The 12,118-nt window shown below is 66.3% G+C and carries 8 protein-coding genes; 5 read left to right on the top strand and 3 right to left on the bottom strand.

Going from position 1 to position 12,118, the window contains the following annotated elements; translation table 11 throughout:
- The first annotated feature begins 2 nt into the window (after window positions 1–2).
- Window positions 3–2,951 (top strand): formate dehydrogenase subunit alpha, encoded by a 2,949-nt coding sequence (gene fdhF / locus AB4Y31_RS18930; RefSeq protein ID WP_368675221.1) that lies wholly within the window; start codon window positions 3–5, stop codon window positions 2,949–2,951.
- An 11-nt stretch (window positions 2,952–2,962) separates the two neighbouring features.
- Window positions 2,963–3,205: a formate dehydrogenase subunit delta gene (locus tag AB4Y31_RS18935; protein WP_368675222.1), complete on the top strand. Its 243-nt coding sequence runs from the start codon at window positions 2,963–2,965 to the stop codon at window positions 3,203–3,205.
- A 1-nt stretch (window position 3,206) separates the two neighbouring features.
- Here AB4Y31_RS18935 and AB4Y31_RS18940 read toward each other — a convergent pair whose 3' ends face one another.
- Window positions 3,207–4,991 carry an FAD-dependent monooxygenase gene (locus tag AB4Y31_RS18940; RefSeq protein ID WP_368675223.1) on the bottom strand — a complete coding sequence of 595 codons (1,785 nt, stop codon included), beginning with the start codon at window positions 4,989–4,991 and terminating at the stop codon, window positions 3,207–3,209.
- 135 nt (window positions 4,992–5,126) lie between these two features.
- On the opposite strand from AB4Y31_RS18940, the gene AB4Y31_RS18945 reads away from it, so the two are divergent.
- Window positions 5,127–7,079, top strand: coding sequence for a tetratricopeptide repeat protein (locus AB4Y31_RS18945; RefSeq protein ID WP_368675224.1), 1,953 nt, complete (start codon window positions 5,127–5,129; stop codon window positions 7,077–7,079).
- Between the two features lie 54 nt (window positions 7,080–7,133).
- Here the strand turns inward: AB4Y31_RS18945 and pgsA are convergent, their stop codons facing one another.
- Window positions 7,134–7,730: a CDP-diacylglycerol--glycerol-3-phosphate 3-phosphatidyltransferase gene (pgsA, locus tag AB4Y31_RS18950; protein WP_368675225.1), complete on the bottom strand. Its 597-nt coding sequence runs from the start codon at window positions 7,728–7,730 to the stop codon at window positions 7,134–7,136.
- Between the two features lie 90 nt (window positions 7,731–7,820).
- A complete protein-coding gene (gene uvrC, locus AB4Y31_RS18955; protein WP_368675226.1) occupies window positions 7,821–9,908 on the bottom strand; it encodes an excinuclease ABC subunit UvrC in 2,088 nt (695 codons plus the stop codon).
- A 141-nt stretch (window positions 9,909–10,049) separates the two neighbouring features.
- On the opposite strand from uvrC, the gene earP reads away from it, so the two are divergent.
- Complete coding sequence (earP, locus tag AB4Y31_RS18960; protein ID WP_368675227.1) at window positions 10,050–11,225, top strand: elongation factor P maturation arginine rhamnosyltransferase EarP; 1,176 nt, start codon at window positions 10,050–10,052, stop codon at window positions 11,223–11,225.
- A gap of 83 nt (window positions 11,226–11,308) precedes the next feature.
- Entirely contained in the window at window positions 11,309–11,866 is a 558-nt protein-coding gene (gene efp, locus AB4Y31_RS18965; RefSeq protein ID WP_018441595.1) for an elongation factor P, read from the top strand.
- Window positions 11,867–12,118: the final 252 nt, after the last annotated feature.

The following is a 12,118-nucleotide window of genomic DNA, read 5'->3' on the forward strand; positions in this document are numbered from 1 at the left end:
TCATGTCCGACGCATTCGCACAACCCAAAGCGACCGGTGGCTGCGGCTCGGGAAACTGTGCCTGCAAGAGCGCCGCGCTGAACCTGAACCCGCTCGACGACATCGACTACGGCACGCCGCGCCGCTACGCCGACACCGACGTGACGCTCGAAATCGACGGGCGCCCCGTGACGGTGGCCGCGGGCACCTCGGTGATGCGCGCCGCGATCGAGGCCGGCATCAACGTGCCGAAGCTCTGCGCGACCGATTCGCTCGAGCCGTTCGGCTCTTGCCGCCTCTGCCTCGTCGAGATCGAAGGCAAGCGCGGCTATCCGGCCTCCTGCACGACGCCGGTCGAAGCCGGCATGCGTGTCTCGACGCAAACGCCGCGGCTGCAGGAGCTGCGCCGCAATGTGATGGAGCTATACATCTCCGATCACCCGCTCGACTGCCTGACCTGCCCGGCCAACGGCAACTGCGAACTGCAGGACATGGCGGGCGTCGTGGGCTTGCGCGAAGTGCGCTACGGATTCGACGGCGACAACCACCTCAAAGACGCGAAGGACGAATCGAACCCGTACTTCACGTACGATCCGTCCAAGTGCATCGTCTGCAACCGCTGCGTGCGCGCCTGCGAGGAAACGCAGGGCACGTTCGCGCTGACGATCGCCGCGCGCGGCTTCGAGTCGCGCGTCGCCGCCAGCGAAAACCAGCCGTTCATGGACTCGGAGTGCGTCTCGTGCGGCGCCTGCGTGGCCGCTTGCCCCACCGCGACGCTGATGGAAAAGAGCGTCACGGTGCTCGGCCAGGCCGAGCATTCCGTCGTGACGACCTGCGCCTACTGCGGCGTCGGCTGCTCGTTCAAGGCCGAGATGAAAGGCGGTCAAGTCGTGCGGATGGTGCCCTACAGGAACGGCCAGGCCAACGAGGGTCATGCTTGCGTGAAGGGCCGATTTGCCTGGGGCTACGCGACGCACAAGGACCGCATCACGAAGCCGATGATCCGCGCGAAGATCACGGATCCCTGGCGCGAGGTGAGCTGGCAGGAGGCGATCTCGTATGCGGCCTCCGAGTTTCGCCGGATCCAGGACAAGTATGGGCGCGGCTCCGTCGGCGGCATTACGTCTTCGCGTTGCACGAACGAAGAAACCTACCTCGTGCAGAAGCTCGTGCGCGCGGCATTCGGCAACAACAACGTCGATACCTGCGCGCGTGTGTGCCATTCGCCGACGGGCTACGGCCTGAAGACGACGATCGGTGAATCGGCCGGCACGCAGACGTTCGCTTCGGTCGCGAAATCGGATGTGATCATCGTGATCGGCGCGAACCCGACCGACGGCCACCCGGTCTTCGCCTCGCGCCTGAAACGGCGTGTGCGCGAGGGCGCGAAGCTCATCATCGCCGATCCGCGGCGCATCGATCTCGTCGACGGTCCGCACGTGAAGGCCGACTATCACCTGCCATTGCGGCCCGGCACGAACGTCGCGCTCGTCAATTCGCTGGCGCACGTCATCGTGACCGAAGGGCTCGTCGACGAGAAGTTCGTGGCGGAGCGCTGCGAGCCGCTCGCCTTTGCGCAATGGCGCGATTTCGTCGCGCAAGAAGAGAACTCGCCCGAGACGATGGAAGCCGTGACGGGCGTGCCGGCGAAGCAGGTGCGCGAGGCCGCGCGCCTTTATGCCACGGGCGGCAACGGAGCGATCTACTACGGCCTGGGCGTCACCGAGCACGCGCAAGGCTCGACGACGGTGATGGGCATCGCCAATCTCGCGATGGCGACGGGCAACATCGGCCGTGAGGGCGTCGGCGTCAATCCGCTGCGCGGACAGAACAACGTGCAAGGCTCGTGCGATATGGGCTCGTTCCCGCATGAGTTGCCCGGTTACCGCCATATAGGCGGCGCCGAGGTGCGCGGACAGTTCGAGGAAGCCTGGCACGTCGCGCTCGATCCGGAGCCGGGGCTGCGCATCCCGAACATGTTCGATGCGGCGCTCGACGGCAGCTTCAAGGGGCTCTACTGCCAGGGCGAGGACATCGTGCAGTCCGACCCCGACACTCAGCATGTGGCTTCGGCGCTCTCGTCGATGGAATGCATCGTCGTCCAAGACATCTTCCTCAACGAGACCGCCAAGTACGCGCATGTCTTCCTGCCTGGCTCGTCGTTCCTCGAAAAGGACGGCACGTTCACGAACGCCGAGCGGCGCATTTCCCGCGTGCGGCGCGTGATGACGCCGCTTGGCATCTACGCGGACTGGGAAGTCACGCAAATGCTCTCTTGCGAGCTCGGCTATGAAATGAACTACGCGCATCCGTCCGAGATCATGGACGAGATCGCGCGGCTTACGCCGACGTTCCACGGCGTCTCGTACGATCTCATCGACGAACTGGGCAGCGTGCAGTGGCCCTGCAACGAGGCCGCGCCGCAAGGCACGCCGACGATGCACGTCGACGAGTTCGTGCGCGGCAAGGGCAAGTTCGTCATCACGAAGTTCGTGCCCTCGCACGAAAAGGTAACGCAGCGCTTCCCGTTGCTGCTGACGACGGGTCGCATCCTCTCGCAGTACAACGTCGGTGCGCAGACGCGGCGAACGGAAAACGTGCAGTGGCACGACGAGGACCGGCTCGAGCTCCATCCGCACGATGCGGAAGACCGCGGTATCAAGACGGGCGACTGGGTCGGCATCGAGTCACGCGCCGGGTACACGGTGCTGCGCGCGCTGGTGACCGAGCGCATGCAGCCGGGCGTCGTCTATACGACGTTCCACTTCCCCGAATCGGGAGCGAACGTCATCACGACGGACAGTTCCGACTGGGCGACGAACTGTCCGGAGTACAAGGTGACGGCCGTCCAGGTATTGCCGGTACAGCAGCCATCCGAGTGGCAGCAGCACTATTCGCGGTTTTCGGAAACGCAGCTCGCGTTGCTGCACGAGCGCGAGCGCGCGCTCGGCGCCGTGACCGCGGGCAAGTGAGGGCCGCCATCATGAATCAACACCATTTGGTCGATATGGCGAACAGCATCGGCGAGTTTTTCGGATCGATGCCCGATCACAACGAAGCGCTCGCCGGCATCGCCGACCATATTCACAAGTTCTGGGAGCCGCGCATGCGGCGCACGATCCTCGCCATGCTCGACGATCCGGCCGCCAGCGCGCCGCTGCTGCCGATCGTCAAAGAGGCGCTCGTGAAGGCGCGCGGCGAACTGACGCCGCGCGAGGCCGCATGAATCATCGTTGCTTGCGCGCGGCCGCGAACCAGGTCTCGCAATGCCGCAAGAGCGCGCTCGCATCGGACGCGGGACGTCCGCGCGCGCAGAGGTACCCGTCGGGCCGCAGCAAGTAGAACGCGGGCCGCGTGCGCCCGTAGGCCTCCGTCAACGACGGCCCCCCGCCCGTCAATGCGTCGGTGACGCGCCAGATCCGCACGGCGCCCGATAGGGCGCCGTCGATCGTCGAGGCGAGGCGGTCGAGATCGCCATCGACGCCGACCGCCTCGGGCGGAAGCGCGCCCGTCGCGTCGAAACGCTTCTTTGCATCGATCGGCAACGTAACAAGCAAAAACAGCGTGTAGCACGCCGGATCGTGCAGATCGTAGATGTATCCGGTGCCCGGCGCGCGCCCGAGCGGCCCGTCGATCACCTGCACGAGCGCATCGGGCGCCCGCTCGCCCGCACGCGGGCCGCCGTCGAGCACGCGCTCGAGCGTCAGCGGACTGCGCCGGTACTGAATCGAGAGCTCGCTCACCATCAGCCGCGCCGCGTCGCGCAGCGGACCGAACGCGGCGAGCATCGGCATCGCCCGATCGCGCAGCAGCTTGAGCGGGCCGCGCTCGGCTTCGGCCAGTTGCGTGATGAAGCTCGTTTGCCGCAGCACATCGCGCTCGATCGGATGACGCTCCGTCTGGTAGGTGTCGAGCAACGATTCGGGCGCGTGGCCGGACAGAACGCGCGCGAGCTTCCAGCCGAGATTGAACGCCTCCTGTATCCCCGTATTCATCCCCTGCGCGCCGGCGGGACTGTGGACATGCGCCGCATCGCCCGCAAGAAAGGCGCGCTGCACGCGCAGCTTCTCGACCATGCGGCTGTGGAGCCTGAAATACGACGACCACTCGAGCGCCGACAACTCGAGCGGCCGGTGGATGCGTCGTTGCGCGGCTGCGCGCAAGCGCTCGATGCGCGGCGCCAGCGGGTCGCGCGCTTCGACGGACGTGGCGGCGGCCACCTCGTGCGCTTCGCCCGCCGCCATCACGGCCATCAGCTTCTCAGGCACACTGCTCGCTTCTTCCTCTTCCTGTCTCGGCGGCGCACCGTCGGGGTCGCCCGGCGGATTGTCGGCGATGAATCGATGACGCCCGCCGCCCAACGGGAAAATCGCCGCGAGCCCGTCGCCCGACGCGAAGAGATGGAACTCGTCATCGGCGAGGTCCGAGTCGGCATGCAAATCCGCGAGCATGAACGTCTGCTCGAACGCCTTGCCCGCGAAGTTGAGCCCGAGCAGGTGCCGCACGGTGCTGTGCGCGCCGTCGGCCGCAACCACATACGACACGTGCGCCGTTTCCTCGCGGCCGTCCGCTTGCCGAAGACCGACTTCCACGCGCGAGGCGCCCTGCGTCAGACTGACGAGCTCGACGCCGCGCTCGATCGCGACCCCGAGCGTGGCGAGATGGTCAGTCAGAAAGCGTTCCGTGACCGTCTGATCGAGCGCGAGCAAATAGGGATAGCGCGTCTGCAACGGATCGAAGTCGAGCCGAGCGAGCCGATGGCCGTTCGAGTAGAGATTGGCCGCGCGCAGCCGGTGGCCAGCCTCGAGAAACGGCTCGACCACGCGATGCTGTTCGAAGAGCTCGAGCGTCCGGGCCTGGATGCCGATCGCACGCGAGTGTTGCGCTGGCCGCGGCGCTCGATCGATCAAGCGCACGGGAATGTGCGCGCGCGCAAGGCTCATCGCGGCGGAAAGCCCAGTGGGGCCCGCGCCGACGATCAACACCGGCTGGTCGTTGAGAGCGGCGGCCATGCTTTATCTCCGGCGAACATGACACGTCGCCTAGTGTACGCTGGCCGCGACCCGGCCGGAGGCTCGCGGCAATGCGTCCGAGCGGCAACGGGGCACAGGTATGGGAAAATGCCGCCTTCGCCGATTGCCCTGCCAATGGATACACTTTTCGCCCGCGCCTTTGCGGCTCACCGCGACGGTCGCCTCGCCGAGGCCGAGCGCGATTATCGCGCCACGCTCGACGCCGACCCCGCTCACGCCGACGCCCTGCATCTACTGGGCGTTCTGAGGCATCAGCAAGGACGCCATGCCGAAGCGGCCGATCTCGTCGGCCGCGCCGTCGAGCTGCGCCCGAACGATGCGGGCCTGCAGCTCAATCTCGGCAACGCGCTGAAGGCGCTCGGCCGGCTCGATGGCGCCATCGAGCGTTTTCGAAACGCGCTCACGCTCGCCCCCGGATTTGCGCTCGCGCACTACAACCTGGCCAATGCTTACGCGGTGATCGGCCGCCACGAAGACGCCGTCGACGCGTTTCGCCGGGCACTGCGACTGTCGCCCGACGACGCCTCGATCTGGAACAACCTCGGCAACTCGTTGCACGCGATCGGACGCCACGAAGAAGCGATCGACGCGTTCACGCGCTCGCTCGAGCTGCGTCCCGGGCACGCGGGAGCGCACAACAACCTCGGCATGGCGCTCTCCGCGCTCGGGCGTGCCGAAGCAGCCGTCGTCCATTTCGAGCGGGCCCTCGCCGCCGAGCCGCGCTTTACGGCGGCGCATTTCAACCTGGGCAACACGCTCGACGCGATCGGCCGGCATCGGCAAGCCGCGGCGGCCTTCGAAGCGGCGCTCGCGCTGCATCCGCGGTTTCCGCCCGCGCTGCTCGGACTCGGCAACGCACTGGCCGCGCTCGACCGACATGCGGAAGCGATTGCCGCGCTCGAACGCGCGGTGGGACTCGATCCGCATTTGGGCCTCGCTTGGCTGAGCCTCGGCAATGCTCACCATGCGACAGGCGCGCACGAGGCGGCGCTGCGTGCTTACGATCAGGCGTTGAGGCTGCGTCCCGAGCTGGCCTCGGCGCGTCTCAATCGCGCCATGACGCTGCTCGCGCTCGGCGACTTCGATCGCGGGCTTCGCGACTACGAGGCGCGGCTCGATCTCGTCCGCGCGGCACGCGCGCAAGCTGAGCACGATGACGCCGGCGCAAGGGAAAACGAACGAACGCGTGCTTTCGACGAGTGGGCCGATACGCTGCCGCGCTGGCGAGGCGAGCCGATCGCCGATCGCACGCTGTTGATCGACGCCGAGCAAGGCTTCGGCGACACGCTGCAATTCATGCGCTTCGTTCCGCTCGCGCGCGAGCGCGTCGAGCGCATCGTTTTCGCCGTGCAGCGCGAACTGCTGCCGCTCGTCGCGCCGCTCGCCGAGGCTTGGCGGGTCGATGTCGTGGGACGCGGGGAGGCGCGCGTCGACGCGGATGTGCACTGCCCGTTGCTGAGTCTACCGCTCGCGCTCGGCACGGCGGCCGACTCGTTGCCGGCCGCGAGCCGCTATGTCGACGTGCCGAAGCAGTATCGCGATCGATGGCGCGATCTGCCGGGCGGGCCGACAAAGCGCAAGGTAGGGCTCGCCTGGTCGGGTCGCATCCAGCGGCATGAAACGCGCTCGATGCCGCTCTCCTCGCTGGAGCCGCTTTTCGCGCTGGCCGATATCGAATGGATCGTCCTGCAGCCCGATCTAAGCGACGACGAACGCGGTGCGCTCGACGCGCATCCGCGCGCGGCGTCGATTCACCGTTTCGACGACCGGATTCGCGACTTCGCCGATACGGCTGCGATCGTCGACGGCCTCGATGCCGTCGTCTCGATCGATACGTCGATCGCGCACTTGGCCGGCGCCCTCGGCAAACCGCTGTTGCTGATGCTGCCTTTCGCGGCCGATTGGCGATGGTTCGCCCCGCAGAGCAAGGTGCTGCGCGAGATTGGCGCGGACCGGAGCCCGTGGTATCCGAGTGCGCGGCTCGTCAGGCAGCGCGCGCCGGGGGCGTGGGATGAAGTGGTTCTGGCGACCGTCCGCGTGCTTGAAGACGGGTTGGGCCGCGCTTAGCGAGGGGTTCGATTACCGTACCAGGGTTAACCCCAGTCAATCGACGGGACGATTTCAGAGTGCGCGGCCGCGCTGGCGGATCTCCGGCCAGGCCAGCTTCATGTAATAAAGCATCGACCAAACCGTCAGAATCGCGGCGACGTAGATGAGCCAACCCCCCCAGACCCGCGTATCGATGACGAACCGGCCGGGCACCAGCGGCAACGGGCCGTAATAGAGCAGCATCGGGATCGCGATCATCTGACAGACGGTCTTGAACTTGCCGAGCCGATTGACGGCGACGCTCTTCGCCGCGCCGATGTGCGCCATCCATTCGCGCAGCGCGGAGATCGCGATCTCACGGCCGATGATGACGAGTGCGATCGCGGCCTCGATCCGCGCGAGCTGGACGAGGACGAGCAGCGCCGCGGTGACCATGAGCTTGTCGGCCACGGGATCGAGAAAGGCGCCGAACGCCGACGTCTGGTTCCACTTGCGCGCGAGAAAGCCGTCGAACCAGTCGGTGAGCGCGGCCAGCACGAAGATCGCGCAGGCCGCGACATTGCGATAGAACTCGCTCATCGCCGTATCGGGCATGTAGAACACGCCTACGATGAGCGGAATCAACACGATCCGCAGCCATGTCAGAAAGATCGGGAAATTGAACGGCATGAGCGAGTGGCGGTGCGCTTGAGCGGGATCGGGAAATGCCGCGATTATCGCATCCCGGCGTTGTGGGTCAGGAATTCCCGACCTCGGACATTAATGCAGCTGTCGATAAATCTGCTCGGCGAGCTGGCGCGAGATGCCTTCGACGCTCGCCAGCTCGTCGACGCTTGCCGCAACGACGCCGCGCAAGCCGCCGAAACGCGCGAGCAGGCGCTGCCGGCGCTTTGCGCCGACGCCGTCGAGCTCCTCGAGCCGTGAGGTCTGCCGTGCCTTCGCGCGTTTCGCGCGCATCCCCGTGATCGCGAACCGGTGCGCTTCGTCGCGAATCTGCGCGACGAGCATCAATGCCGCGCTTTCCTTGCCGAGCTCGAGCGACGATCGACCGTCGGCGAAAACGAGCGTCTCGAGCCCCACCTTGCGGCCCTCGCCCTTCGCCACGCCGACGATGATCGACGGATCGATGCCGAGTTCGGCGAACACCTGCCGCGCGATCTCGACCTGCCCCTTGCCGCCGTCGATGAGCACGATATTGGGCAGCACACCGCCGGCCGCGACGGGCGCGGCGGCATCGGCCGCGCGTTCCGGAGCGGTCGCCGCGTCGATCTGCAACGCCGCGGCGCGGTCATCGGCATTGCCGGCGGCTGCTTCGACGAGCTTCTCGTAGCGGCGCGTCAGAACCTGTCGCATCGCGGCATAGTCGTCGCCGGGCGTGATCCCCGTGATGTTGTAGCGACGATACTCGCCCGATTGCATCTTGTGATCGCGATAAACGACGCACGACGCCTGCGTCGCTTCGCCCATCGTATGGCTGATGTCAAAGCATTCGATGCGCAGACGCGCGAGGTCCTCGCATTCGAGGCCGAGCGTCTCGGCGAGCGCGCGCGTACGCGCCTGCTGAGACCCTTGCTCGGAGAGCAGCCGCGCGAGCGCGAGCCGCGCGTTTTGCTCGGCCATGCCGAGCCAGACCCGCTTTTGCCCCTGCGGCTGCCGCACGAGCGTGACCTTGTGCCCGGCCTCGGCCGCCAGCAGCTCGACGAGCTCACGGTTCGCCGGCGCATGGCTCACCACGAGCACGGGCGGAATGCGGTTGCCGAGATAGTGCTGCGCGATAAAGGCATCGAGCACTTCGGCCTCGACGCCGGGTGCGGGTATCGCCTCGGCGGCCGTCGCGGGCGCCGGCGCCTCGGGCGCCGCCTCCGCCGGCTGCTCGACGGCTCCCCCGCCCGCGTTCTTGCCCACATCCTCCGCCGCTTCCTTCTCCTCCTCGTCGAGCTCGGCCTCCACGGCCGCGATCGCGCTGTCGGCGTGGGTCGGGAAATAGGCCTTGTCGCCAAGATGGCGCCCGCCGCGAACCATCGCCAGATTGACGCAAACACGCCCGCCGAGCGCGACGACCGCGAGGATGTCGACGTCGCTGTCGCCGCCCACTTCGATCGCCTGCTGATGGAGGACCGTCGCGAGCGAGCTCATCTGATTGCGCACGGCGGCGGCCTGCTCGAACTTGAGCTCGGCCGCGAACGCATGCATCTTTGCTTCGAGCTCCTTCATGACCTCGTTTTGCCGGCCGAGCAGGAAACGCGAGGCGTTCTCCACGTCGCGCGCGTAGTCCGCCGCGTCGATCGCACCGACGCAAGGCGCCGTGCAGCGCCCGATCTGATGAAGCAGGCACGGCCGCGTGCGATTGTTGAAGACCGAGTCTTCGCAGGTCCGTAGTTGAAAGACGCGCTGCAGGATCTGAATGCTCTCGCGCACCGCCCACGCGCTCGGAAACGGGCCGAAGTACTGGTTCTTCTTGTCGACGGCGCCGCGATAGTACGCCATGCGCGGAAACGCGTGCCCCGTCAGCTTCAGATACGGATACGACTTGTCGTCGCGAAAAAGGATGTTGTAGCGCGGCGCGAGGGCTTTGATGAGATTGTTCTCGAGCAGCAGCGCCTCGGCCTCGGAGCGCGTCACCGTGGTCTCGATACGCGCGATGCGCGTCACCATCATCGCGATGCGCGGCGACAGCAGCGTCTTCGTGAAATAGCTCGACACGCGCTTTTTGAGGTCGCGCGCCTTGCCGACATAGAGCACCTCGCCGAGCTTGTCGTAGTACCGGTACACGCCCGGCAGATGCGGCAACTGGGCGAGGACCCGCTTCGGTTCGAAAACGGTCTCTTGATCTTGCGGTTCGGTCATGCGGATTCGGACAGTGCGCCGCGCAATGCGGCCGAAGGGCCTCGCATCGGGGCAGCGTGCTTTAGAATCGCCAGTTTAGAACATTTGCGCATGCGACAAGCGCCGCGCGAGCCGCGCCGCGTGCGCCCGCCCGCCCGCATCATGTCTGCCCCGATCGCCTGCGATATCTTCTGCGCCGTCATCGACAATTTCGGCGATGTCGGCGTCTCCTGGCGCCTCGCGCGCGAGCTCGCCGACGAGCACGGCTGGCAAGTGAGGCTCGTCGTCGACGATCTACGGACGTTCGCGCGGCTCGAGCCGGCCATCGCTATCGCGCGCGATCGCCAGACGGTCGCGGGCATCACGATCGAACGCTGGCATGAGCCGATGCACGCGGGCGATACGATCGCGGTGCCCGATGTCGTCATCGAGGCTTTCGCCTGCGAATTGCCGCCCGCCTATATCGCGGCAATGGCGCGGCGCGCGCGCGCACCCGTCTGGATCAATCTCGAATATCTGAGCGGCGAGGATTGGGTCGCCGATTTCCATCTGAAGCCGTCGCCGCACCCGCTTCACCCGCTCACGAAGACCTTCTTCTTCCCCGGCCTGGGGCCGGGGACGGGCGGCGTGTTGAAGGAGCGCGGGCTCGACGCCGCGCGCGAAGCGTTCGAGCGCTCGCCCGGCACGCGCGAAGCCTGGTGGCGTCAGGCGACGGGCGCGGCGCCGCCCGAGGAAGAAGCCACGGTGATCTCGCTCTTCGCCTATGAGAACCCGGTCGTCGACGGCCTGCTCGAGCAATGGCGCAACGCCGCCGGTCCGATCGTCCTGCTCGTGCCCGAAGGCCGCATCTCGGGCGCCGTCGCGCGTTTCTTCGGGCTGCCGTCGTTCGCGGCCGCGCCCGGCGGCGCTGCCTCGGGCGCGCATGCCGAGCGCGGCAGCCTGCGTGCACACGCGCTCGCGTTCGTTCCTCAGGCGCGGTACGACGCGCTGCTTTGGGCGAGTCACCTCAACTTCGTTCGAGGCGAAGACTCGTTCGTGCGCGCGCAGTGGGCGCGCCGCCCGTTCGTCTGGCACATCTATCCGCAGGCCGACGACGCCCACCTGCCGAAGCTCGACGCGGCGCTCGCGCACTACGCTGCTCCGCTTCCCCCCGCGGCGCGAGCGGCGATGGGCCGCTTCTGGCATGCCTGGAACGGGGCCGGAACGCCCGACTGGGGCGAATTCTGGTCGCATCGTGCCGCTTACGAGGCGCGCGCGGCCGCCTGGGCCGACGAGCTTGCGACCCTCGGCGAGCTGGCGGAAAACCTAGCGCGATTCATAAAAACCCAGTTAAAATAAGCGGTTATCTATTTGCAACGGCCTTGCGTTCCCTCACTCCGACGTTCGCAAGACCCATTCGCTTTTCAAGGACAGTGTTTTTTATGAAGACCGCACAGGAACTCCGCACGGGCAACGTCGTCATGATCGGCAACGACGCGATGGTCGTGCAGAAAGCCGAATACAACAAATCGGGCCGCAACGCCGCCGTCGTGAAGATGAAGTTCAAGAATCTGCTGACGGGTGCCGGCACCGAATCCGTCTACAAGGCGGACGACAAATTCGACGTCGTCGTGCTCGAGCGCAAGGAAGTGACGTACTCGTACTTCGCGGATCCGATGTACGTCTTCATGGATGCGGACTACAACCAATTCGAAGTCGAGCAAGAGATGATGGGCGACGCGCTTCATTATCTCGAAGACGGCATGCCTTGCGAAGTCGTCTTCTACAACGACAAGGCGATCTCGGTCGAGTTGCCGACCACGCTCGTGCGCGAAATCACCTACACGGAACCGGCCGTGAAGGGCGACACGTCGTCGGGCAAGGTATTGAAGGCCGCGCGCATCAACACGGGCTTCGAACTTCAGGTTCCGCTCTTTTGCAACATTGGCGACAAGATCGAAATCGATACGCGCACGCACGAGTACCGCAGCCGCGCCTAAGCGCATCGCCGCCCTCGACGGGCTGCCGGAGCAAAGTGCGCGTACGACGGCGCACGGTTGCTGGAACCGCCGAGCCGGGGCGCGAGAGCGAACCGCGCCATGCCAGCGAGTTGAGAATTATCCGAGCGCCCTTCGTGGGCGCTTTTTTTTTCGTACGAGTGGTGTATGGTTGAAGAAAACTTTACCGGTCGAATTTTACCGTTTGGCCCGGCGGAATCTGCGGGACGCCATGGCCTTCGAGCCCAAACCATT

The sequence above is a fragment of the Trinickia sp. EG282A genome (assembly GCF_040965455.1).
Taxonomy (GTDB): Bacteria; Pseudomonadota; Gammaproteobacteria; order Burkholderiales; family Burkholderiaceae; genus Trinickia; species Trinickia symbiotica.

What these genes read in the sequence shown, in the direction of transcription:
- fdhF (WP_368675221.1), top strand. Translation starts at nt 3, where the DNA reads ATGTCCGACGCATTCGCACAACCCAAAGCGACCGGTGGCTGCGGCTCG.
- AB4Y31_RS18935 (WP_368675222.1), top strand. Translation starts at nt 2,963, where the DNA reads ATGAATCAACACCATTTGGTCGATATGGCGAACAGCATCGGCGAGTTT.
- AB4Y31_RS18940 (WP_368675223.1), bottom strand. Translation starts at nt 4,991, where the DNA reads ATGGCCGCCGCTCTCAACGACCAGCCGGTGTTGATCGTCGGCGCGGGC.
- AB4Y31_RS18945 (WP_368675224.1), top strand. Translation starts at nt 5,127, where the DNA reads ATGGATACACTTTTCGCCCGCGCCTTTGCGGCTCACCGCGACGGTCGC.
- pgsA (WP_368675225.1), bottom strand. Translation starts at nt 7,730, where the DNA reads ATGCCGTTCAATTTCCCGATCTTTCTGACATGGCTGCGGATCGTGTTG.
- uvrC (WP_368675226.1), bottom strand. Translation starts at nt 9,908, where the DNA reads ATGACCGAACCGCAAGATCAAGAGACCGTTTTCGAACCGAAGCGGGTC.
- earP (WP_368675227.1), top strand. Translation starts at nt 10,050, where the DNA reads ATGTCTGCCCCGATCGCCTGCGATATCTTCTGCGCCGTCATCGACAAT.
- efp (WP_018441595.1), top strand. Translation starts at nt 11,309, where the DNA reads ATGAAGACCGCACAGGAACTCCGCACGGGCAACGTCGTCATGATCGGC.